General features: G+C 33.0%; 22 protein-coding genes, 1 tRNA gene, 1 rRNA gene and 1 other annotated feature. All 24 genes read left to right on the top strand.

Annotated features, from left to right (window positions below; genetic code table 11):
- Positions 1-15 precede the first annotated feature (15 nt).
- The 24 genes from rrf to ACRC8M_RS09030 all read left to right on the top strand — a co-directional run bounded on the left by rrf (position 16) and on the right by ACRC8M_RS09030 (position 24786).
- Positions 16-132, top strand: a 5S ribosomal RNA gene (gene rrf, locus ACRC8M_RS09145).
- A gap of 172 nt (positions 133-304) precedes the next feature.
- Positions 305-457: a 50S ribosomal protein L33 gene (gene rpmG, locus ACRC8M_RS09140; RefSeq protein WP_023051526.1), complete on the top strand. Its 153-nt coding sequence runs from the start codon at positions 305-307 to the stop codon at positions 455-457.
- Positions 458-525: 68 nt separating this feature from the next.
- A tRNA-Trp gene (locus tag ACRC8M_RS09135) sits at positions 526-601 on the top strand.
- Between the two features lie 35 nt (positions 602-636).
- Positions 637-819 (top strand): preprotein translocase subunit SecE, encoded by a 183-nt coding sequence (gene secE, locus ACRC8M_RS09130; protein WP_023051525.1) that lies wholly within the window; start codon positions 637-639, stop codon positions 817-819.
- A gap of 1 nt (position 820) precedes the next feature.
- The gene (gene nusG / locus ACRC8M_RS09125) at positions 821-1420 is read left to right on the top strand and encodes a transcription termination/antitermination protein NusG (RefSeq protein ID WP_438528857.1); all 600 of its coding nucleotides are present in this window, start codon (positions 821-823) and stop codon (positions 1418-1420) included.
- 66 nt (positions 1421-1486) lie between these two features.
- On the top strand, positions 1487-1912 hold the full coding sequence (rplK, locus tag ACRC8M_RS09120) for a 50S ribosomal protein L11 (RefSeq protein WP_023051523.1): 426 nt from the start codon (positions 1487-1489) through the stop codon (positions 1910-1912).
- An 80-nt stretch (positions 1913-1992) separates the two neighbouring features.
- Positions 1993-2697 carry a 50S ribosomal protein L1 gene (gene rplA, locus ACRC8M_RS09115; RefSeq protein WP_438528856.1) on the top strand — a complete coding sequence of 235 codons (705 nt, stop codon included), beginning with the start codon at positions 1993-1995 and terminating at the stop codon, positions 2695-2697.
- Between the two features lie 77 nt (positions 2698-2774).
- Positions 2775-2918: a sequence feature (ribosomal protein L10 leader region), on the top strand.
- An 18-nt stretch (positions 2919-2936) separates the two neighbouring features.
- The gene (gene rplJ, locus ACRC8M_RS09110) at positions 2937-3461 is read left to right on the top strand and encodes a 50S ribosomal protein L10 (RefSeq protein WP_023051521.1); all 525 of its coding nucleotides are present in this window, start codon (positions 2937-2939) and stop codon (positions 3459-3461) included.
- Positions 3462-3535: 74 nt separating this feature from the next.
- Positions 3536-3898: a 50S ribosomal protein L7/L12 gene (gene rplL, locus ACRC8M_RS09105; RefSeq protein WP_438528855.1), complete on the top strand. Its 363-nt coding sequence runs from the start codon at positions 3536-3538 to the stop codon at positions 3896-3898.
- Positions 3899-4105: 207 nt separating this feature from the next.
- Entirely contained in the window at positions 4106-7603 is a 3498-nt protein-coding gene (gene rpoB, locus ACRC8M_RS09100; protein ID WP_438528854.1) for a DNA-directed RNA polymerase subunit beta, read from the top strand.
- Between the two features lie 68 nt (positions 7604-7671).
- A complete protein-coding gene (gene rpoC, locus ACRC8M_RS09095; RefSeq protein WP_438528853.1) occupies positions 7672-11616 on the top strand; it encodes a DNA-directed RNA polymerase subunit beta' in 3945 nt (1314 codons plus the stop codon).
- A 56-nt stretch (positions 11617-11672) separates the two neighbouring features.
- Complete coding sequence (locus tag ACRC8M_RS09090) at positions 11673-12548, top strand: YicC/YloC family endoribonuclease (protein WP_438528852.1); 876 nt, start codon at positions 11673-11675, stop codon at positions 12546-12548.
- A gap of 13 nt (positions 12549-12561) precedes the next feature.
- Entirely contained in the window at positions 12562-13116 is a 555-nt protein-coding gene (gmk, locus tag ACRC8M_RS09085) for a guanylate kinase (protein WP_438528851.1), read from the top strand.
- 9 nt (positions 13117-13125) lie between these two features.
- Complete coding sequence (gene rpoZ / locus ACRC8M_RS09080; RefSeq protein ID WP_438528850.1) at positions 13126-13344, top strand: DNA-directed RNA polymerase subunit omega; 219 nt, start codon at positions 13126-13128, stop codon at positions 13342-13344.
- Positions 13337-14326 carry an FAD:protein FMN transferase gene (locus ACRC8M_RS09075; RefSeq protein ID WP_438528849.1) on the top strand — a complete coding sequence of 330 codons (990 nt, stop codon included), beginning with the start codon at positions 13337-13339 and terminating at the stop codon, positions 14324-14326. The genes rpoZ and ACRC8M_RS09075 overlap by 8 nt, the downstream gene beginning before the upstream one ends.
- Before the next feature lie 106 nt (positions 14327-14432).
- Positions 14433-16403, top strand: coding sequence for a sodium-translocating pyrophosphatase (locus ACRC8M_RS09070; RefSeq protein ID WP_438528858.1), 1971 nt, complete (start codon positions 14433-14435; stop codon positions 16401-16403).
- Positions 16404-16670: 267 nt separating this feature from the next.
- Positions 16671-18080: a pyruvate kinase PykF gene (gene pykF / locus ACRC8M_RS09065; RefSeq protein ID WP_438528848.1), complete on the top strand. Its 1410-nt coding sequence runs from the start codon at positions 16671-16673 to the stop codon at positions 18078-18080.
- Positions 18081-18152: 72 nt separating this feature from the next.
- Positions 18153-19460 (top strand): phosphopyruvate hydratase, encoded by a 1308-nt coding sequence (eno, locus tag ACRC8M_RS09060; RefSeq protein WP_438528847.1) that lies wholly within the window; start codon positions 18153-18155, stop codon positions 19458-19460.
- Between the two features lie 114 nt (positions 19461-19574).
- Positions 19575-20801: a tyrosine--tRNA ligase gene (gene tyrS / locus ACRC8M_RS09055; RefSeq protein ID WP_438528846.1), complete on the top strand. Its 1227-nt coding sequence runs from the start codon at positions 19575-19577 to the stop codon at positions 20799-20801.
- Positions 20801-21274, top strand: a complete 474-nt coding sequence (locus ACRC8M_RS09050; protein WP_438528845.1) for a GNAT family N-acetyltransferase — start codon at positions 20801-20803, stop codon at positions 21272-21274. The genes tyrS and ACRC8M_RS09050 overlap by 1 nt, the downstream gene beginning before the upstream one ends.
- A gap of 11 nt (positions 21275-21285) precedes the next feature.
- Positions 21286-21921 (top strand): endonuclease III, encoded by a 636-nt coding sequence (gene nth / locus ACRC8M_RS09045; RefSeq protein WP_438528844.1) that lies wholly within the window; start codon positions 21286-21288, stop codon positions 21919-21921.
- A gap of 100 nt (positions 21922-22021) precedes the next feature.
- On the top strand, positions 22022-23188 hold the full coding sequence (locus tag ACRC8M_RS09040; RefSeq protein WP_438528843.1) for a cysteine desulfurase family protein: 1167 nt from the start codon (positions 22022-22024) through the stop codon (positions 23186-23188).
- Between the two features lie 27 nt (positions 23189-23215).
- On the top strand, positions 23216-23590 hold the full coding sequence (nifU, locus tag ACRC8M_RS09035) for a Fe-S cluster assembly scaffold protein NifU (protein WP_438528842.1): 375 nt from the start codon (positions 23216-23218) through the stop codon (positions 23588-23590).
- Positions 23591-23652: 62 nt separating this feature from the next.
- Complete coding sequence (locus tag ACRC8M_RS09030) at positions 23653-24786, top strand: D-alanyl-D-alanine carboxypeptidase family protein (protein ID WP_438528841.1); 1134 nt, start codon at positions 23653-23655, stop codon at positions 24784-24786.
- The last annotated feature ends 179 nt before the right edge of the window (positions 24787-24965 follow it).

Below are 24965 nucleotides of genomic sequence, written 5' to 3'. Positions count from 1 at the left end.
GTAAATTAAATATTGATTGGCAACGATAGCTATGGAGGTACACCCAGTAACATTTCGAACCTGGAAGTTAAGCCCATAAACGCTGAAAGTACTTGGGGGGCAGCCCCCTGGGAGGATAGGAAGTTGCCAATCTTTTTTTATTTTGGAGTAAAGAAAAAACTGTTGACAAAAACAGAAAAAAGTGGTATTATCATCTATGTCTTAAAAAGAAAGCAATAAATAAGGAAACTCTTGTTTACCATACAATAAGCTATGAGGTATGGGAGGATTTGTGATATCCGTTAGATGAGTGGAGGTGTAAAGAGTGAGAGTAAATATTCAATTAGAGTGTACAGAGTGTAAAAGAAGAAACTACAGTACTTCAAAGAATAAGAAGAACACTACTGAAAGATTAGAATTAAATAAATACTGTAAATGGGACAAAAAAGTAACATTACATAAAGAAACTAAAAAATAATTCTTAGTCTAAGAAGCCTATGCGCTTCTTGATTAATTATTGAAAGTAAAACATTTGCAACAACATGCAGGTCAATGGCTCAATTGGCAGAGCATCGGTCTCCAAAACCGAGGGTTGGGGGTTCGATTCCCTCTTGACCTGCCATTTTTTTTATAAATTAAAATTACTGGTGGTGCAAAATGGGACTAATTAATGATGTAAGAAGAGAGTATTCTAAGGTTCAATGGCCTAGAAGAAAAGAGATTGTTGCAGCAACTAGTTGGGTTGTTGCTATGAGTATATTTTTAGGAATATACTTAGGAGTTTTCGATATAATTGCTTCAAGACTTTTAAAGATGCTTGTATCTCTCTTTGGAGGATAAAATGGAAAAAAGCTTAGTAAGAAAATGGTTTATGATTCATACTTATTCGGGGTATGAGAAAAAAGTTAAAACAGACTTAGAACAAAAGATAGAAACTTTAGGACTATCTAATATAGTAACTAAAGTTTTAGTTCCTGAAGAGGAAACTATCGAAGAGAGAAGAGGAAAGAAAAAAGTAATTTCAAGAAAATTATTTCCTGGGTACGTTATGCTAGAAATGGAAGCTACTAGAGAGGAAAGTGGAGATGGAATTAACTTTAGAGTAGACTCTGATGCTTGGTATGTTGTTAGAAATACTAATGGTGTAACAGGATTCGTTGGTGTAGGATCTGATCCGATTCCAATGGAAGATGACGAAGTAGAAAATATCTTCTCTGTTATAGGATACAAAAATGATAAGGATGAGAAAGCAATGAAAGAAGTTATAAGAGTTGACTATGAAGTAGGAGACTATGTAAAACTTCTGTCTGAAGGTTTTGAAAACCAAGAAGGAAAAGTTGCAGAAATCGATATGGAACATAGAAAAGTTAAGGTAATGATGGAGATGTTTGGAAGAATGACTCCTATTGAAGTTGATCTTAACAGTGTAGAGAAGGCTTAATTAAATTTAAGCCAGTGGGAGATCATAAGATCAATACCACAATTTTATGGAGGTGTAATTTAAACAATGGCAAAAGAAGTAATCGGATTAATAAAACTACAATTACCTGCTGGAAAAGCTAACCCTGCTCCACCAGTTGGACCAGCATTAGGACAACACGGAGTTAACATTATGGAATTTTGTAAGGCGTTCAATGCAAAAACTCAAGATAAAGCAGGATGGATCATCCCAGTTGAGATTTCTGTTTACAACGACAGATCTTTCACATTTATCTTAAAAACTCCACCAGCATCTGACTTATTAAAGAAAGCTGCAGGAGTTAAATCAGGAGCTCAAAACTCTAAAAAAGAAGTAGCTGGAACTATAAACACAGCTAAATTAAGAGAAATTGCTGAAACTAAGATGCCAGATTTAAATGCTGGATCAGTAGAAGCTGCTATGAACATCATAGCTGGATCAGCAAGATCAATGGGAATCAAAATAGAGGACTAATTAGAAGTCAATTCTTATTTATGTGATATTAAGTGGTAGGATGAAAACATCCGTTTAACCACAGGAGGAGGAAATTTTCAATGGCAAATAAAAGAGGTAAAAAATACCTAGAAATAGCTAAATTAGTTGAGCAAGGAAGACTATACGAGGTTAAAGAAGCTATAGAACTTGTAAGAAAAACAAGAACAGCTAACTTCGTAGAGACAGTTGAGATAGCATTAAGATTAGGAGTAGATCCTAGACATGCAGATCAACAAGTTAGAGGTACAGTAGTACTTCCAAACGGAACAGGAAAGACAGTTAAGGTTTTAGCAATAACTTCAGGAGCTAACATAGAAAAAGCTTTAGAAGCAGGAGCAGATTACGCTGGAGCAGAAGAGTATATCGAGAAAATTCAACAAGGTTGGTTTGACTTTGATATCGTAATCGCAACTCCAGACATGATGCCTAAATTAGGAAGACTGGGAAGAGTATTAGGAACTAAAGGTTTAATGCCTAATCCTAAGTCAGGAACAGTTACACCAGATATCGCAACGGCAGTATCTGAGTTCAAGAAAGGAAAACTTGCATTTAGAGTAGACAAGTTAGGATCAATCCATGCGCCAATCGGTAAAGCTGATTTCTCTGAAGAAGCTTTATTAGAGAACTTCACAGCGTTTATAAATGAGATTGTAAGATTAAAGCCATCTGCTTCTAAAGGTCAATACTTAAGAACTGTTGCAGTTTCTTTAACTATGGGACCAGGAGTTAAAATGGATCCAGTTTTAGTTGCAAAAAATGCTTAATTAAAGTTTGCAAAAATTTAAATTATGTGTTATAATTATAAAGTTGTAAAATTATAACTTAAAAAGTTGGATAAATAATTAAATATAGATCCAAACCAAAGACCGTAGGTGACATAAGTCTTAAATATCCTACCGAGGTTGGAAGAAGGTATTCACTAACCTCAATAGTTAGATTTTGAACCTCCGTTCCTACCTTGGAGCGGAGGTAATTTTAGAGTAAAAGAGGAGGTGAATCAATAATGGCAACTCAATTAAAAAAGGAGCTTGTAGCTGAATTAGTTGAAAAAATTTCTAAAGCTCAATCAATCGTTTTAGTTGACTATCAAGGTCTTAAAGTTAATCAAGAGACTGAGTTAAGAAAACAAATGAGAGAGAACGGAGCTGAGTACTTAGTTGCTAAGAACAGACTGTTCAAGATAGCACTAGCTGAGGCTGGTATCGCTGATAAATTCGATGATTTACTAGAGGGGACTACTGCATTTGCATTCGGATATGCTGATCCAGTAACTCCAGCGAAGGTAGTTTACGATGTAGAAGCGGCTCAAGCAAAGGCAAATGCAAAAGCTAAGAAAACTATATTCACTATAAAAGGTGGAGTATTAACTGGTAAGAGAGTTGAAGCTTCAGAGGTAGTAGCATTAGCTAAATTACCATCTAGAGAGCAACTTCTTTCTATGGTTCTTAACGGAATGCTTGGACCAGTTAGAAAACTTGCTTATGCAACTGTGGCAATCGCTGAGAAAAAAGAAGCAGCTGCTGAGTAATCACTTGTTGATTTTAGAGTATTATTGATTTAATAAAAAGAAGAAAAATTAGGAAAATTTAAGGAGGATTTATAATGGCATTCAATAAAGAGCAATTCATAGCTGATTTAGAAGCTATGTCAGTATTAGAGTTAAGAGAATTAGTATCAGCTTTAGAGGAGCACTTCGGTGTTACTGCTGCTGCACCAGTAGCTGTAGCTGCTGCTGAGGGACCTGCTGTAGAGGAGAAAACAGAGTTTGACGTAGTTTTAACTGCTGCAGGAGCTAACAAAATAGCTGTAATCAAAGAAGTAAGAGCAATTACTGGATTAGGATTAAAAGAAGCTAAAGAAGTAGTAGATAACGGTGGAACAATAAAAGAGGGAGCTTCTAAAGAAGAAGCTGAAGCTATAAAAGCTAAATTAACTGAAGCTGGAGCTACAGTAGAGGTTAAGTAATAACCCTTACAAGGTTGCACAAGCAACTAGTTATACTTAAATAAAAAAAATAGGCACTCTAATGGGTGCCTTTTTACTCATTATAATGAAAATTATTAAATAATCTATTAAAAGTAAGTTAATACTTAATCTTTTGAAAATAAAAGGCTTTTATTTTCCAAAGATTAGGTATTGATCACTATATGAAATAGTAAGGAGTGTGAATTGATGGGGAAACTCGTTGAAAGATTGAATTTTGGAAGAATCGAAGAAAGAGGAACTATGCCTCATTTTTTAGAATTCCAACTGGATTCCTATGAAGATTTTCTACAAGCTAAGGAGGCTCCACTTAACAGAAAAGATAAGGGGCTTGAGTCTGCTTTTAGAGAAATATTCCCTGTTGAATCTTCAAATGGAGATATAAAACTTGAGTATGTTTCTTATGAGCTACATGAAGCTGAGGCTCCATTGAATGATGAGCTTGAATGTAAGAAAAGAGGGAAGACTTATTCTGCTTCTTTAAAGGTAAGATTAAGACTTACTAACAAAAAAAGTGGAAACGAAATCCAAGAAACACTTGTTTATTTTGGAGAAGTTCCTTTAATGACTGAAAGAGGAACGTTTATAATAAATGGTGCTGAGAGAGTTGTAGTATCACAGTTACATAGATCTCCTGGAGTATCATTTAATAAAGAAGTTAACATTCAAACAGGAAAAGACTTGTTCTCTGGAAAAATTATTCCTTACAAGGGAACTTGGCTAGAGTTTGAAACTGATAAAAATGACTTTCTAAGTGTAAAAATTGATAGAAAGAAAAAAGTTTTAGCAACTGTATTTTTAAAAGCGGTTGATTTCTTCGATACAAACGAAGAGATAATGGATGAATTTTTAGATGAAAAAGAGATTAATTTATCTGAATTTTATTCAAGATATTCAAATAAAGAAGAGCTAATCAGTGTTCTTAAGACAAGAATCGAAGGAAGTTTTGTTAAAGAGGATATCTTTAATGAAGAAACTGGAGAAATTTTATTTGAAACTAAACAATTAATTACAGAGGCTGTAATATTTGATTTAGTAGACTTAAAAATAGAAAATATTTTAGTTTGGGAAGTAAAACCTGAAGATAAAGTATTTGCAAATACAATAGTAAATGATACTGGAGATACAAAAGAAGAGGCTGTAACAGAGGTATTTAAGAAATTAAGACCTGGAGATTTGGTAACTATTGATTCTGCTAGATCTTTAATAAAACAGATGTTCTTTAATCCTCAAAGATATGATTTAGAACCTGTTGGAAGATATAAAATGAATAAAAGATTAAAGTTAAATCTTCCAGAAGATGAAATTTTATTGACTAAAGAGGATGTAATTGCAACAATAAAGTATGTAATTAGTTTAAACAACGGAAAAGGACATACAGATGATATCGATAACCTATCTAATAGAAGAGTTAGAGGTGTTGGAGAGTTATTATTGATGCAAATTAAAGCAGGACTTTCTAAGATGGGTAAAATGGTAAAAGAGAAAATGACAATTCAAGATGTTGAAACATTAACTCCTCAATCATTACTAAACACTAGACCATTAAATGCTTTAGTACTGGATTTCTTTGGATCAGGACAATTATCGCAATTCATGGACCAGTCAAATCCACTTGCTGAATTGACTCATAAGAGAAGAATATCAGCATTAGGACCTGGAGGACTTTCAAGAGAAAGAGCAGGATTCGAGGTTAGAGACGTTCATGACTCTCACTACGGAAGAATTTGTCCTATAGAAACTCCAGAGGGACCAAACATTGGACTAATAGGATCTTTAGCTATATATGCTAAAGTAAATTCGTATGGATTTATTGAAACTCCATATGTTAAAGTAGAAAATGGAGTTGCTAATTTTGATGATATCCATTATTTAGCAGCAGATGAAGAAGAAGGGTTATTTATAGCTCAAGCAGATACAAAGCTTAGTGAAAATGCAGAACTTTTAGGAGATGTTGTATGTAGATACGGACATGAGATAGTAAATATTTCAGGAGAAAAAGTTCATTATTTAGATGTATCACCTAAACAAGTTGTATCAGTTTCAGCAGGATTAATACCATTCCTTGAGCATGATGACGCCAACAGAGCACTGATGGGATCAAACATGCAAAGACAGGCTGTACCATTATTAAGAACAGAGGCTCCATTTATTGGAACTGGACTTGAGAGAAAGGTTGCAGTTGATTCAGGAGCAGTAATCTCAGCTAAAGCAACAGGTAAAGTTATTTATGTAGATGCGAAAGAGATTATAGTGGAAGATGCAGAAGGAAAATCTTACAGACATAGATTATTAAATTTTGAAAGATCAAACCAAGCAATGTGTTTACATCAAACACCATTAGTTGACCTAGGACAAGAAGTAGAATTAGGACAAGTAATTGCAGATGGACCAGCAACAAAAGGTGGAGATTTAGCTCTAGGAAGAAATATTCTAATGGCATTCATGCCTTGGGAAGGATATAACTATGAGGATGCTATTCTTATATCTGATAGATTAAGAAAAGATGACGTATTTACATCTATCCATATAGAAGAATATGAAATAGAAGCTAGAAATACTAAATTAGGTGACGAAGAGATTACAAGAGAAATACCAAATGTTTCTGAAGAAGCATTAAAGAACTTAGATTCAAGAGGTATAATTGTAGTAGGATCAGAAGTTGGACCAGGAGATATCCTAGTAGGAAAAACTGCACCTAAAGGTGAATCAGAGCCGCCAGCAGAAGAGAAGTTATTAAGAGCTATCTTCGGAGAAAAAGCAAGAGATGTAAGAGATACATCATTAAAAATGCCTCATGGATCAAAGGGAACAGTTGTTGAAGTTCTTGAATTATCAAGAGAAAATGGAGACGAGTTAAAAGCTGGAGTAAATAGATCTATAAGAGTATTTATTGCTGAAAAAAGAAAGATAACTGTTGGAGATAAAATGTCAGGAAGACACGGTAACAAAGGTGTTGTTTCTAGAGTATTACCAGCAGAAGATATGCCATTCTTAGCAGATGGTACACACTTAGACGTTGTAATCAATCCACTTGGAGTTCCTTCACGTATGAACATTGGACAGGTTCTAGAGGTTCACTTAGGAATGGCAATGGGTAAATTAAATGGTGGAACTTATTTATCAACTCCAGTATTTGATGGTGCAACAGAAGAGCAAGTAAAAGATTATTTAGAAAAAGCTGGATATCCAAGAAAAGGTAAAGTTACTTTATTTGATGGAAGAACTGGAGATAAATTTGATAATCCAGTAACAGTTGGAAGAATGTATATGTTAAAGCTTCATCACCTTGTTGAAGATAAGATGCACGCAAGAGCAATCGGTCCTTACTCACTAGTAACACAGCAACCTCTTGGAGGAAAAGCACAGTTCGGAGGACAAAGACTTGGAGAGATGGAGGTTTGGGCTTTAGAAGCTTATGGAGCTTCAAATATCCTTCAAGAAATGTTAACAGTTAAGTCTGACGATGTAACAGGTAGAACAAAAACTTATGAAGCAATTGTAAAAGGTGAAGAGATGCCAGAGGCAGATTTACCAGAGTCATTTAAGGTTTTATTAAAAGAGTTCCAAGCACTAGCATTAGATGTAGAACTTTTTGATTCGGACAATGAGTTAATTAACGTTAACGAAGAGTTAGGAAAAGACGAAACAATCGTTGAGTTTTCTTTATCTGACCAAATAAACTAAATTTAAGTAAAATTGAATATGATGATAGATGAAAGCTTTATCTCATTTAAGGAGGCTTTGTATTTAATATGGGAATTAAAAGTTTTGAGAAGATTAGAATTAAACTAGCTTCTCCAGAGAAGATAGAAGAGTGGTCGTACGGAGAAGTTACGAAACCAGAAACAATAAACTATAGAACATTAAATCCAGAGATGGATGGATTGTTCTGTGAAAGAATATTTGGACCATCGAAAGATTGGGAATGTTCTTGTGGAAAATATAAAAGAATGAGATACAAAGGACTAGTTTGTGAGAAGTGTGGAGTTGAAGTAACTAAGTCTAAAGTAAGAAGAGAGAGAATGGGGCATATAGCATTAGCTGCCCCAGTAGCTCATATTTGGTATTCTAAAGGAACACCAAATAAGATGTCTCTTATTTTAGGAATTTCTCCAAAAGAGTTAGAGTCAGTTTTATATTTTGCTAGATATATAGTAACAGCTAGTGAAGAGCCAACTTTAAAAATTGGTAAAATCATAACTGAAAAAGAGTACAAGCTATATAAGCAAATGTACGGAAAACAATTTGAAGCAAAAATGGGAGCAGAAGCTATTTTAAAACTATTAGAGATGATAGATTTAGAAGAGTTAAGAGTAGAGTTAGAAAAAGAACTTGAAGATGTAAATTCTGCACAAAAGAGAAAGAAGTTAGTTAAAAGATTAAAGATAACTAGAGACTTTATAGCATCTGGTAACTTACCTCAATGGATGATTTTAAAGAATGTTCCAGTAATTCCAGCTGATTTAAGACCAATGGTTCAATTAGATGGTGGAAGATTTGCTACTTCTGACTTAAATGATTTATATAGAAGAGTTATCAATAGAAACAATAGATTAAAAAGACTTTTAGAAATAAAAGCTCCAGAAATTGTTGTGAAAAATGAGAAAAGAATGCTTCAAGAAGCAGTTGACGCTCTAATTGATAACGGAAGAAGAGGAAAGCCAGTTGTTGCTCAAAACAACAGAGAGTTAAAATCACTTTCTGATATGTTAAAAGGAAAGCAAGGTAGATTTAGACAAAACCTACTTGGAAAAAGAGTAGATTACTCTGCAAGATCGGTTATCGTTGTAGGACCTTCTTTAAAAATGCATCAGTGTGGTATTCCTAAAAAGATGGCTCTTGAGTTATATAAACCTTTCATAATGAGAGAGTTAGTAAAAAGAGAGTTAGCTTCTAATATAAAAACTGCTAAAAAATTAGTTGAAGACGCAGATGATAAAGTTTGGGATGTAATTGAGGATGTTATCCAAGATCACCCAGTTTTATTAAACAGAGCTCCAACATTACATAGATTATCAATACAAGCTTTTGAGCCAGTGCTAATAGAAGGAAAGGCAATAAGATTACATCCATTAGTATGTTCAGCGTTTAACGCAGACTTCGATGGAGACCAAATGGCCGTTCACTTAATGTTATCACCAGAAGCTATAATGGAAGCAAAACTTCTTATGTTAGCTCCAAATAACATAATATCTCCATCAAACGGAGAACCAATAGCTGTACCATCTCAGGATATGGTTATGGGATGTTTCTACATGACAAAAGATAGACCAGGAGCAAGAGGAGAAGGTAAATCTTTCTCTAATAAAGAGCAAGTTTTAACAGCTTATGACAGAGATATCATTGATACTCACGCTGTTGTAAATGTTAGAATCAATGGTGAGATGGTTAAAACTACAGCTGGTAGAATCATGTTTAATGAGATGTTACCTGAAGTAAATAAGCAATATGATGTAACATTTGGAAAATCTCAATTAAAAAAACTTATTGGTAAATTATATGAGATGCACGGATTTACAAAAACTGCAGAATTAATAAATGAGATTAAAAACTTTGGATATCACTATGCAACATTTGCGGGAGTTTCAGTAGGTATTGAGGATTTAGAGATTCCAGTAACTAAAAAAGCAATCTTAGAAGAAGCAGATCAAAAAGTTGCAGAAATTGAAGAAGCTTATAAAGCTGGAAAGATCATAAACGAAGAAAGATACAGAAAAACTGTAGCTCTTTGGTCAGAAACAACAGCTAAAGTAACTGATGCAATGATGAGTGGACTAGATCAATTTAACCCAGTTTATATGATGGCGAACTCTGGAGCCAGAGGATCGATTGCACAGATGAGACAGCTTGCGGCAATGAGAGGAAACATGGCCGATACACAAGGTAGAATCATCGAGGTTCCAATCAAAGCGAACTTCAGAGAAGGACTAACAGTATTAGAGTTCTTCATGTCATCACATGGAGCTAGAAAAGGTCTAGCTGATACGGCACTAAGAACTGCCGATTCAGGATACTTAACAAGAAGACTAGTAGATATATCACATGAAGTTATTGTAAACTCAATTGATTGTGGAACTCACGAAGGAATTGAAGTAGCAGAACTAGTTTCAGACGGACAAGTAATCGAAAAATTATCTGAAAGATTAATTGGTAGAGTACCTGCTGAAGATGTAGTATACGAAGGAGAAGTAATTGCTAGAAGAAACGAGATGTTCACAAAAGAGCAAATCGCTAGAATTACAGAACTTGAAATCAAGAAAATAAAAATAAGATCTCCATTAACATGTGACCTTGAAAAAGGAGTTTGTCAAAAATGTTATGGAATGGATTTAGCTAACCATAAAGAGATATTATTAGGAGAAGCGGTTGGAGTTATAGCAGCTCAATCAATCGGAGAACCTGGTACACAGCTTACAATGAGAACATTCCATACTGGAGGAGTTGCCACAGCTACTGCTGCTGCAACAAGTATTAAAGCTGAAAATACTGGAAAGGTTGTATTTAAAGATATAAAACTTCTAGAAAATCAAGAAACTCAAGATAAAATTGTAGTTTCTCAGTCAGCTAAAATCTTAATAGGAAACTATGACTACGAGATTGCCTCTGGATCTATCTTAAAAGTTGAAGAAGGTCAAGAAGTGAAGCCAGGAGATGTTTTAGTAACATTTGATCCGTACCATATTCCTATCATTGCAAACCAAGATGGAAAAATTGAATATAGAGAGTTATATGTAAAAGAAAACTTTGACGAAAAGTATAACGTTACAGAGTACATGGCTATAAAAACTGTAGAATCTGGAGATTCAAACCCAAGAGTAGTTATATTCGATGAGGATGGAACTGCAAAAGAAAGTTACTCAATACCATTTGGAGCATACCTAATGGTTAGAGAGGGCGAGTCAGTAAGAACAGGACAAATCATAGCAAAAATCATAAAAGAGGGAGAAGGAACGAAAGACATCACTGGAGGTCTTCCAAGAATTCAAGAGCTATTTGAAGCTAGAAATCCTAAAGGAAAAGCTATTTTATCAGAAATAGATGGAAAAGTTGAAGTAACAGGAAGAAAGAAGAAAGGTATGAGAGTAATAATCATAAGATCTATCTCTGATTCTGAAAACTTTAAAGAGTATCTAGCACCAGTTGGAGAACATTTAGTTGTAACAGATGGAATGTTAATTAAAGCTGGAGATAAAATAACAGATGGAGCTATATCACCATTTGACGTTCTAAACATCAAAGGATTAGTTGCAGCAGAACAGTTCATACTAGAGTCTGTACAACAAGTATATAGAGACCAAGGAGTTACTGTAAACGATAAACATATAGAGATTATTGTTAAGCAGATGTTTAAGAAAGTAAGAATCGTAGAATCTGGAGCTTCATTATTCCTAGAAGATGAAGTTGTAGAGAAGAGAGTTGTTGAATTAGAAAACAATAGATTAAGAGCTGAAGGAAAAACAGAAATCAAATATGAGCCTGTTATCCAAGGTATTACAAAAGCGGCTGTTAATACAGGAAGTTTCATATCAGCAGCATCATTCCAAGAAACTACAAAAGTACTTTCAAATGCAGCAATAGAAGGTAAAGAGGACTACTTAGAGGGACTTAAAGAGAATGTAATTATAGGTAAGAAAATTCCAGCAGGAACTGGATATAAAGCTTATAAAAACATAGTTCCAGTTGAGATAGAGGACTAATAAAATAGGCGACTTTGTCGCCTATTTTAGCATTTTATTTATGAGAGGTTGATGTTATGAGAAGTATGACAGGATATTCTAAAGAATATTTTGAAAATGAGAAGTATGCTATATCTTTAGAGATAAAAAGTGTTAATAATAAAAACTTAAATTTAAAAATAAAATCACCTCATATGCTAAATTTTTTGGAAAATAAAATCAGAACAGAGGTTGCTTCTAGAGTTACGAGAGGAAGTATAGATTTAAAAATAGAATTCCAAGATAAAAGAGAAGTTGATAATTTATTTGAATATGATAAAAATATGACAGCATCTTATTTGAAGGTTTTAAATACTATAGAAAATGAATACGAAGAAAAGTTTAGTAACAAACTTGATTTGTTAGTTAAGAATTTAAATGTCATTAGAAGAAATGATTTAGAGATAGATGAAAAAGAATATGAAAACTTTGTGGTAGAAAATCTCCATTTGCTACTAGATTCGTTTATTGAGATGAAAGAGGCTGAAGGGGCTAGAATGAAAAATTATTTTCTACAGTGTATTGATATTATAGAAAATAATGTTCATGAGATAAAAAATTTAAAAGAAAATATTGTTATGAATTATAAAGAAAAGCTTTTAGAAAGATTATCTAAAATAAGCGATGTAGAATTTAATGATGAAGCTCTTTTAAGGGAAATTCTTTTATTTACAGATAAATCTGATATTTCAGAAGAGGTTTCTAGGTTAGAAAGTCATCTTATTCAATTAAAAATAGAATTAGATTCTTCAAATACAGGTGTGGGAAAAAAAATTGATTTTATTCTTCAAGAGATTTTTAGAGAGTTGAATACATCAGGGGTAAAATGTAATTTATACGATATTTCAAAACTAATTGTAGAATGTAAAAATGAGATAGAAAAAATTAGAGAACAAGCTCTAAATATAGAATAAAGGAGAATAAAAAATGAAAAAGGGTGAACTATTTATTGTATCAGGACCAAGTGGTGCTGGAAAATCAACAATATGTAGAATAGTTAGAAAACAGCTAGGTATTAATTTAGCAACTTCAGCTACAACTCGTGCTCCAAGAGAGGGAGAGTTACATGGAAGAGATTATTATTTTCTATCAATAGAGGAGTTTAAAAATAAAATAGAAGATAATGAATTTTTAGAATACGCAACTGTTCATACTAACTACTATGGAACTTTAAAATCTGAAGTAGAGTCAAGATTAGCATCAGGTGAGAATGTAATTCTTGAGATAGATGTTCAGGGAGGACTTCAGGTAAAAGCAGCTTATCCAAATGCTCACTTAATATTCTTCAAAACACCAACAATGGAAGATTTAGAGAGAAGACTAAGAGGAAGAAAAACAGATAGTGAAGAAACTATCCAACTTAGATTAAAAAACTCTATAAAAGAGTTAGAATACGAAAAGGATTATGATATAACAATTATTAATTATACTGTTGAAAAATCGTGTGACGAGTTAGTAAAAATTATAAATTCTAAAAACTAGGAGGATTTTATGAAAAAAGTAATTACTTATGATGAGCTATTAGAGAAAATACCCAATAAATATACATTGACAATAACTGCAGGTAAAAGAGCGAGAGATATTGGTAAAGGAGCACCAGTACTTACAAAAGTTTCTAAAAAGGATACTGTTGTAAAGAAGACTTTTAGAGAGATTATTGACGGAAAAATAACTTTCGGTGAACAAGCGGAGGACTTAATAAATGATTAAGAGTAGAAATATTTTTCTACTCTTTTTGCTTTTTTTGTTATTTTTAGGTTGTGAAAAAAAAGTGAAAAGAGTGGACGATGAAAGATTTGCATTTGGAACTTTTTTTAAAATTTCTATTTTTTCAAATGATGAAAAAATGGCAAAGCAATCTATAGAAAATGCTTTTGCTGAAATAGAGAGAATTGACTCTAAGTATAATAGTAAAGTAAAAGGAAGTTTAACAGACAATTTAAATACTTTAAAAAAGGAAACTTTTGATACAGAGGGAGTATTCCTTTTAAATGAAGTAAGTAAAGCTAATGTAATATCTGGTGGTAAATATGATATAACAATGGAACCATTGATGACGGTTTGGGGTTTTTCAGAAGAAGTTTCGCCAAGAGATAGTTTACCTACTAAAAAAGAGCTTGAAGAAGCAGCAGCTAATGTTGATTTTTCTCAGATTGAGATAGTTGGAAATGATATTATTATAAATAGAGATGGAATAAAAATAGATACTGGATCTTTTTTAAAGGGATATGCGGTGAAAAAGGCTGGTGAAAAGTTAAGAGAAGCTGGAATAAAAAGTGGATTTATTTCAGCTATATCTAGTATAGAAGCTATTGGTAGTAAAGGAGATGGGACTCCGTGGAAAATAGGGATTCAAAATCCGAATAATCCCTCAGAAATTCTTGGGATCATTGAACTTGATAATCAAAGTATGGGAGTTTCAGGAGATTACCAAACTTATATAGAAATAGGTGGAAAAAGGTATCATCATATTTTAGATAAACAAACAAAATATCCAGTAGAAGATAAAAAAATGGTGGTAGTTGTGAATAAAAATTCTTTCGAAGCTGATTTATATTCGACAACATTCTTCTTAATGCCTATTGAAAAAGTTTTAGAAAAAGCCAATAGTACACCAGATTTAGATGTTTTAATAGTTGATAAAAATGATGAAATTTATCTTTCGAAAAATTTAAAATTCAATAAAAAGTAGATTTAAATAAAGAAAAAAAGAACTTTGTTTTTTCTTGAAATATATTGAACTTTCTCGTATACTCTAATCATACTAAACATACTGGGAGGTTTTAAAAGTGGAACAAATGATCTATTTGGGAATTTTCGGTGGTATTATAGCACTATTGGCAGCATATTTTTACTCGAAAAAAGTTCAGAGTTATGAAATTAATATTCCGAGAGTAGCTGAAATTACAGAGGCAATTAGGGAAGGTGCAATGGCTTTTCTTTCGGCGGAATATAAAATTTTAATTTGGTTTGTTGCAGCAGTAGCGGTTTTACTAGGAGTATTTTTATCTCCAATGGTAGCTGTAACTTTTGTGATAGGAGCATTAACATCGGCTTTGGCAGGAAACATCGGTATGAGGATAGCAACAAAAGCTAATGGAAGAACAGCAATAGCAGCAAAAGAAGGAGGCCTGTCTAAAGCTTTAGATGTAGCTTTTGCTGGCGGAGCAGTTATGGGGCTTTCAGTTGTGGGATTGGGAATGTTAGGTCTTACAATATTAATTTTAGTGTTTAATTGGGATGTAAGTATAATAACAGGGTTTGGAATGGGAGCTTCTTCCATAGCTTTATTTGCAAGAGTAGGAGGAGGTATCTATACTAAAGCTGCTGACGTTGGAGCGGATTTAGTAGGAAAGGTAGAGGCAGGAATACCAGAGGATGATCCAAGAAACCCAGCAACTATAGCTGATAATGTAGGGGATAACGTAGGAGATGTTGCTGGAATGGGAGCAGATTTATTCGAATCATATGTTGGATCGATAATAGCAACACTGGCTATAGGTGCAGCAATGGAAACAAAGGAATACTTATTAGCTCCAGTTATGATATCCTCATTTGGAATTATAGCATCAATATTAGCAACGTTGACAGTTAAAACTGAAAATCCAGATGAAGTTTATCACAAGCTAGAAAATGGGACTAGAATAGCAGGGATTTTATCAATAATTGCTTCTTTTGGAGTTATTAAGTATCTAAAATTACCGATAGGTATATTTTGGGCAATAGTAGCAGGACTAGTAGCAGGATTAGTAATAGCTTATTTTACAGGACTTTATACAGATACTGGAAAAAAAGCAGTAAATAGAATTTCAGATGCGGCAAAAACAGGTCCAGCAACAACGATAATTGAGGGATTAGCAGTAGGAATGGAGTCAACAGTTGCTCCAATGATAATAATATCAATAGCAATAATTGTTGCATATAAATTTGCAGGATTATACGGAATATCAATAGCAGCAGTAGGAATGCTTTCAACAACTGGAATGGTAGTAGCAGTTGATGCCTATGGACCAGTTGCAGATAATGCTGGTGGTATAGCTGAGATGGCTGAATTACCACCTGAAGTTAGAGAGTGTACAGATAAGTTAGATGCAGTAGGAAACTCAACGGCAGCAGTAGGAAAAGGATTTGCTATTGGATCAGCAGCTTTAACAGCTTTATCATTATTTGCAGCTTATAAAGAATCTATTCAAAAATTATCAGGAAAAGATTTTGTTCTGGATATAATAAATCCAGATGTAATAGTTGGAATATTTATTGGTGGAATGTTAACATTTTTATTCTCTGCTTTAACAATGACTGCAGTAGGAAAAGCAGCTATGGAAATGGTTGAGGAAGTGAGAAGACAGTTTAGAGAGATTCCAGGAATTATGGAAAAGAAGACAAAACCAGATTATAAAAGATGTGTTGAAATCTCTACACATTCATCGTTAAGAGAGATGTTATTACCAGGAATACTTGCGGTTTTAGCTCCAGTAGTAATAGGGTTGTGGTCACCAGAAGCACTGGGTGGATTATTGGCGGGAGCTCTAGTAACTGGTATCTTAATGGCTATTATGATGGCTAATGCTGGTGGAGCATGGGATAATGCTAAAAAGCAGATTGAAGCAGGATATAAAGGAGATGGAAAAGGTTCTGAGAGACACAAAGCTGCAGTGGTTGGAGATACTGTAGGAGATCCGTTTAAAGATACATCAGGGCCATCTTTAAATATATTAATAAAATTAATGAGTATAGTTTCTTTGGTTTTAGTGCCATTATTTGTTTAGAAAAAAGTCCTAGTTTTACTAGGACTTTTTTATTAAAAATAAAAAGGAAAAGTCTGAAAAAACGAGAAGAACTATAGGAAATGTTTTATAAAACTAATTAAAAATAAAGAGCTTATAAAAAAGTGGGAATAATAGAGTCAAAAAAAGGTAAAAAATAGATATTTAACTTTCTTGACTTTAACTAGTATATTAGATAGAATTTGAATACAAAATGTAGGGATGTAAAAGATTAAAATATAGATTAAAAACTCATTATAGGAGGGAACTATGAAAAAAACAAAAATAGTATGTACAATAGGGCCAAAAACAGAATCGGTTGAGGTATTATCACAGTTATTAGAAGCTGGAATGAATGTTATGAGAATGAACTTCTCTCACGGAAGTCATGAAGAGCACGGACAAAGAATAGTTAATTTAAAACAAGCAATTGCAAACACAGGAATTAACGGAGCTATATTACTAGATACTAAAGGTCCAGAAATAAGAACAATCAAATTAGCAGGAGGAAACGATGTTTCTCTAGTAGCTGGACAAAAGTTCACTATAACTACTGATGATACAGTAATTGGAGATTCTACAAAAGTTGCTGTAACATATAAAGAATTAACAGATGACTTAAAAGCTGGAAATATAGTTTTAATTGACGATGGATTAATTGAAATGGAAGTTGAAGAAGTTGTTGGAAACGAAGTAAGATGTATTGTAAAAAATAACGGAGACTTAGGAGAAAACAAAGGTGTAAACTTACCAAATGTTTCAGTTCAGTTACCAGCTTTATCACCAAAAGATATTGGAGATTTAAAATTTGGATGTGAGCAAAACGTAGATTTCGTAGCAGCATCATTTATTAGAAAAGCTGATGATGTAAGAGCTGTTAGAGAAGTGTTAGATGCTAACGGTGGAGAGAAAATAAAAATAATTTCTAAAATAGAAAATCAAGAGGGATTAGATAACTTTGACGAGATTTTAGAATTATCTGATGGTATAATGGTAGCTAGAGGAGATTTAGGAGTAGAAATTCCTGTAGAAGAGGTTCCATTTGCACAAAAAATGATGATAGAAAAATGTAACTTAGCAGGAAAAGTTGTAATAACAGCTACACAAATGCTAGATTCAATGATAAAAAATCCAAGACCAACTAGAGCGGAAGCTACAGACGTAACTAATGCAATATTAGATGGTACAGATGCAATAATGTTATCTGGAGAAACAGCAAAAGGAAAATATCCAGTTGAGGCTGTAACAGTAATGAGAAAGATAGCTGAAAAGACAGATCCATTAGTAGCTTTTGAAATAGAAAATGAAGATGGAGTAAATATAACTGAAGCTATGGCTAGAGGAACAGTTGATGTAGCAGAAGCGTTAGGGGCTAAATTAATTGTATCAGGAACTGCATCAGGAAGATCAGCAACTGCATTAAGAAGATATTTCCCAGATGCTTTTATATTAGCAATAACAAATAACGAAAAAACATATAATCAAATGATCTTAACAAGAGGAGTAATTCCATGTTTAGATACAACAGCTAAAAATTTAGAGGAGTTCTATGTTTTAGCAGAAGCAAAAGCTTTAGCGTTAGGACTTGTTAAATCAGGAGATATAATAGTTGCATCATGTGGAGAAGAAGTATTCAAAGCAGGAACAAGTAACTCGATGAAAGTTATTAAAGTAAAATAAACATTACATAAATTTTGAGACTTAATTTTAAAGTATAAACTTTTATAAAATTCTAAGGAGGATTTAAAGAAAATGACTAGAATAGTTGAAGTTAAAGGAAGAGAAATTCTTGATTCAAGAGGAAACCCAACAGTTGAGGTTGACGTAATATTAGAATGTGGAGCTATGGGAAGAGCAGCAGTTCCATCTGGAGCATCTACAGGAGCTTACGAAGCAGTGGAATTAAGAGATGAAGATAAATCTAGATACTTAGGAAAAGGTGTTTTAAAGGCAGTAAACTATGTAAACACTGAAATTAAAGAGTTAGTAATCGGAATGGATGCAACTAACCAAGTAGCTATCGATAAAGCTATGATCGAGTTAGATGGAACTCCAAATAAAGATAGATTAGGAGCAAACGCTATATTAGGTGTTTCTTTAGCAGTAGCTAAAGCAGCAGCAGAGGCTTTAGGACAACCTTTATACAAATACTTAGGAGGAGTTAACGCAAAAGAGTTACCTTTACCTATGATGAACATATTAAACGGAGGAAGTCATGCTGATTCTGCAGTAGACGTTCAAGAGTTTATGGTTCAACCAGTTGGAGCTAAAACATTTGCTGAAGCTATGAGAATGGGATGTGAAATATTCCACCACTTAGGAAAAATTTTAAAAGCTAATGGAGATTCAACAAACGTTGGAAACGAGGGTGGATATGCACCAGCTAAAATCAACGGAACAGAGGGAGCTTTAGAGATTATATGTCAAGCAGTTAAAGCAGCAGGGTATGAGTTAGGAACTGATATTACATTTGCTTTAGATGCAGCAGCAACTGAGTTCTGTGTTGAAAAAGAAGATGGATCATTTGAGTACCACTTCAAAAGAGAAGGTGGAGTAGTAAGAACTACTGAAGAAATGATCGAGTGGTACGCTGGATTATGCGAAAAATATCCAATTAAATCTATCGAAGATGGATTAGGAGAAAATGACTGGGCTGGATTCCAAATGTTAACTGCAAAAGTTGGAAAGAAAGTTCAAATCGTTGGAGACGACTTATTCGTAACTAACACAGAGAGATTAGCAAGAGGAATCGAAATGAAAGCTGCTAACTCAATCTTAATTAAGTTAAATCAAATCGGAACTTTAACTGAGACTTTAGATGCAATTGAAATGGCTAAGAGAGCTAATATGACTGCTGTAATTTCTCACAGATCTGGAGAAACTGAGGATGCTACAATAGCTGATATCGCTGTTGCAACAAACGCAGGACAAATTAAAACTGGATCAACTTCAAGAACTGATAGAATGGCTAAATACAACCAATTATTAAGAATTGAAGAGGAATTAGGATCAGTTGCTCAATACAACGGAATCGAAGTATTCTACAATACAACAAAGTAATTAATTGATTTTATATAAAGAGAGGCTTAAGGGTCTCTCTTTTTTATTAACCCTTTAAAAATAGGACCCTTTATGTTACAATAGAAATAAAATTAAAATATGGAGGAAATAAAAATGTCAAATGTTTTTGAAGTTTTAAAGGATCGTGGATACATAAAACAAATGACTCACGAAGAGGAGATAAAAGAGTTACTTGCAAAGGAAAAAGTGACTTTTTATATAGGGTTTGACCCAACGGCAGATAGCTTACATGTGGGACACTTTATAGCTATGATGTTTATGTCGCATATGCAACAGCATGGACATAGACCAATAGCTTTAATAGGTGGAGGAACTGCCCAAATAGGAGACCCAAGTGGAAGAACAGATATGAGACAAATGATGACAGATGAAATCATAGCTCATAATGTAGCATCTATAAAAAAGCAAATGGAAAAATTTATTGATTTTTCTGATGATAAAGCTTTATTAGTAAATAATGCTGACTGGTTAAGAGGGTTAAATTACATTGATTTCATAAGAGATATAGGGTCTCAATTTTCTGTAAATAGAATGCTATCTGCAGATTGTTTTAAGTCTAGAATGGAAAATGGAGGATTATCATTTTTAGAGTTTAACTATATGTTAATGCAAGGATATGACTTCTTAGTTTTAAATAGAAAGTTTGGATGTACGATGCAGTTAGGTGGAGATGACCAATGGTCTAATATGATTGCAGGAGTAGATTTAATTAGAAAAAAAGACAGAAAACAAGGTTATGCGATGACATGTACTTTACTAACTAATAGTGAAGGTAATAAAATGGGGAAAACAGCAAAAGGAGCTCTGTGGTTAGATCCAGAAAAAACATCTCCATATGAGTTTTATCAATATTGGAGAAATCTTCCAGACGCAGATGTAGCTCAACCTTTAGCATTACTAACATTCTTACCTATGGATGAAGTTAGAAGACTTTCATCATTAGAGGGAGCGGAAATAAATGAAGCAAAGAAAGTGTTAGCTTATGAAGTAACGAAAATTGTTCATGGAGAAGAGGAAGCTGAAAAAGCAAAGCAAGCATCAGAAGCGTTATTTGGTCAAGGTGGTCTTGATTTAACAAACGTTCCAACATCGGAAGTGACAGAAGAAGTTATAGGAAAAGGTGTAGTAGATTTAATGGTTGAATTAGGATTATTAAAAACAAAGAGTGAAGGAAGAAGATTAGTTCAACAAAATGGATTAACTATAAACGATGAAAAAGTAACTGATTTTGCTATGGAGATAACAAAAAATCTATTCGTAGATGGAGCTATGATGATAAAGCAAGGTAAGAAAAAATATAATAGGATTGTTATAAAGTAGTGATAGTAGTAAGGGAAACCACGACGGATGACATAGAGAATATATATAATCATTTAAATTTAAACTATGTAAAAAAATATTGTAAAAATAATGAGGAGGAACAAAAAAAGAATCATGAAAGATGGTATAAGTTTTTAATAAGTTCTCCTGATTATGCAATGTTTACTGTCGAAGACTTAAAAGGAACTTTCTTGGGAAATGTAAAATTTCAATTAGATGAAGATTTTGAAGGTGCAGAAATTTCCCTATATTTAGCTGAATGTATAAGAGGGAAAGGTTATTCTACAACAATAGTTAATGCAAGTATAGATGAACTAAGATTTAAGTATCAAAATTTAAAATATGTTGTAGCTTATATTTTAGAAGAAAATGATAGATCAATTTTATGTTTTGAGAAGGCTCAGTTTAAATTTAAAGGTCAAATAGAACATAGTGGCATTGATTATTTTTTATATATGAAAGTTTTTGAATAGTGGAGGGCATTTTGAGAAAAAAAGAAAGAGCTTTGAAAGTAATAGAGGTTTTACAAAATAAATTTGGGCATCCAAAGTGTGCTTTAAATTACACAACACCTTTTGAACTTTTAGTAGCAGTTATATTGTCGGCTCAGTGTACAGATGTGAGAGTTAATATTGTTACAGAGAATATGTATAAAACAGTTAATACTCCAGAGCAATTTGCAGCAATGCCATTAGAAGAGATTGAAACATTGATAAAAAGTACAGGTTTTTATAGAAATAAGGCTAAAAATATAAAGTTATGTAGCCAACAACTTATTGAAAAATATGATGGAAAAGTACCCCAAGAGATGGAGGAGCTAGTTGGATTAGCTGGAGTAGGACGTAAAACTGCCAATGTAGTTCGAGGTGAAATATGGAGATTAGCTGATGGAATAACAGTGGATACCCATGTAAGAAGATTAACTAATTTAATAGGATTGGTTAATGAGCAAGATGTGATAAAAATAGAAAAAGAACTGATGAAAATAATACCAAAAGAGTGTTGGATAGACTTTTCTCATTATATAATTCTTCAAGGAAGAGATAAGTGTATTGCTAGAAGACCAAAATGTTTGGAATGCGAAATAAAAGTGTATTGTAAGCATGGAGAAAAAGTGTAAAAAAGTATATAAAAAAAGTTTTTAATTGTTGACATATGTGGTAAAGAATGTTATTATCTTAGTGTAAGAATATAAATGATAACTTAAGGAGACGATAAATATGAGAGTTTATCTGGATAATAATGCAACTACGAAAATGGACCCTAAAGTATTAGAAGCAATGATGCCCTTTTTAACTGAGGAATATGGAAATGCTTTTAGTATGCACCTTTTTGGAAAGGAAACGGGAATAGCTGTTTCAGAAGCAAGAGAAAAGATTGCGACTTTATTAAAAGTTAAACCAGAAGAGATTATATTTACTGCTTCTGGAACTGAATCAGATAACATTGCAGTTAGAGGCGTAGCTAAAGCATATAAAAATAGAGGAAATCATATAATAACAAGCTCAATAGAGCACCCAGCTATAAAAAATACCTTTAAAGATTTAGAGCAAGATGGATATAAAGTAACATTTATACCAGTTGATAGTAATGGAGTAATAGATGTTAAAGCTTTAGAAGAAGCGATAACCCCTGAGACAATTTTAATATCAATGATGCATGCAAATAATGAGGTTGGTACTATTGAACCGATAAAAGCAATTGGTGAGATAGCTAAAAAAAATAGGATTTTATTACATGTAGATGCTGTTCAGAGTGTTGGAAAAATTCCTGTTTATCCAAAAGAATTAGGTGCAGATTTATTAACTTTCTCAGGACATAAATTTCACGGTCCTAAAGGGATAGCCGGTCTTTACATAAGGCAAGGTGTAAGAGTTGCTAGAACAATGACTGGTGGAGGGCAAGAAAAAAAGCTAAGACCAGGAACAACAAATACGCCAGCAGTAGTAGGGATGGCAAAAGCTTTAGAAATTGCCTGTCAAGATATGGATGTTGAAATAAAAAGAGAGCAAGAGTTAAGAGATTATTTTGAAGACGAAGTGGTTAAAAGAATCCCAGAAGTAGTAGTAAATGGAAAGTCTGTAGAGAGATTACCAGGAACTTCGAGTATAACTTTTAAGTATCTAGAGGGAGAGTCTATTCTATTATCTCTGAGCTATTTAGGTGTAGCTGTAAGCTCAGGGTCAGCATGTTCATCAGATGAATTACAAGCATCACATGTTTTATTAGGAATGGGAATTGAACCAGAATTTGCTCATGGAACTATAAGATTTAGTTTAGGAAAATATAACACAAAAGAAGAAATAGATTACACTATCGAGCAAGTTGTAAAAGTTGTAGAAAAATTAAGAATGTTATCCCCTTTATGGAATGAATATAGAAAATAAAAACAATTAAAAACTAAGGAGAAAATTATGCAATATACAGAAAAAGTCATGGAACACTTTATGAACCCTAGAAATGTAGGAACTATGGAAAATCCTGATGGATATGGTAAGGTTGGAAACCCATCTTGCGGAGACATTATGGAGATATTTTTAAAAATAGAAAATGATATAATAACAGATGTTAAGTTTAGAACTTTTGGATGTGCATCAGCAATAGCAACATCATCAATTTCAACTGAAATGGTTTTAGGTAAAGATATACATGAAGCTTTAGCTATAACTAATAAGGTAGTTGCAGAGGCATTAGGTGGGTTACCAGCTATAAAAATGCACTGTTCTGTTCTTGCGGAAGAAGCCTTAAAAGAAGCTATAGAAGACTACTTGGCTAAAAAACAAAAATAATGTATAATATTTAGGAACTATAGAAATATGGTTCCTAAATTTTTTATTTGGAGGAGGAAGCTGTGAAAAAATTAGTTGTGGTTTTCATATTAATTGCATCAACATTGTCTTTTTCAAAGAGTACTCAAGGTAAAGCAGTAAAAGATAATATTCCAGATTATAGAGCTTATGTATTGGGAGATGATGAAGGTAATGTGTTTTATCAAGAAAATTCAACTCATAAATATCCATTGGCTTCTGTAACTAAAGTTATGACTATATTAGTAACTTTAGATGAAATAAGAAAAGGGAATATAGGATTATATGATGAAGTGACAGTTGATTGGGAAATTTTAAGTGCAGGTGGAAGTTCTATTCCTATGGAGAGTGGAGAAAAAATAATAGTGCTAGATTTACTTAAATCAGCAGCTATAAAATCTGCTAATAATGCTGCTTATGCTTTAGCTAAGCATTCGGGAAAAGGTAGTATTCCAAGATTTATAGATATGATGAATGCAAAGGCTAAAAGTTTAGGATTAGAAAATGAATTAGAATTTTATACTCCTGCTGGATTACCAGATCATATGACTAGAAAAAAATTGGATATGGGAACAGCTAACGGAATATATAGATTATCTATAGAAGCTTTAAAGTATCCTGAATACATAGCGATAGCAAGACAAAAAACTGCTGAAATAAAAAATGGAAATTATAAGTTAAAAAGTACAATTCATCTTTTGGGAAAAGATGGTATATATGGTTTAAAAACAGGGTATCATACGAAATCTAGATTCAATATAACTGTTTTAAGTGATAAAGATAATGCTAACATAGTAACTGTTGTAATGGGAGGAAAATCTCCTAAAATAAGAGATGGTAAAATACTTGAGTTAAATGAAAAATTTCATGAAAATTATAAAAATAAAGATATTATAAAAAAAGATATACCAGTTGTATCAATACCAATTTCAGGTGGATATGTTGCAGAAGTAAAGACTTATGGAACTAAATCTTTTTCTAAAATTGTAAAAAAAGATGCTGATGTTTCAATAGTTACAGAGAGGGAAAAAAAGTTAGTAGCCCCTATGAAGGCTGGGACAGTTGTTGGAAGTTATAAAGTATTAGTGAATGGTGAAGTAGTTTTTAAAGATAATTTAGTTGTAAAAAAAGATATAGAAAAAAAGAAACTTATGGATAAAATAATGGAAATTTTTTAAAAAAATAAAAAAAGTTATTGACGAAGTTTAAAATTTATGATACTATAATTTTTGTCAGCGGGAAACACCGCCGGCAAGAATTATAGAAAAGGACATTAACAACCGAATAGAGAAAATAGTCAGAAGTTATGAAAATAACAAAACGCCAGAAATGGCAAACCAATAAATGGTGTAAACGT

This window comes from Cetobacterium sp. (assembly GCF_051653945.1).
Lineage (GTDB): Bacteria > Fusobacteriota > Fusobacteriia > Fusobacteriales > Fusobacteriaceae > Cetobacterium_A.
This window is presented reverse-complemented; position numbering and strand designations above follow the sequence as displayed.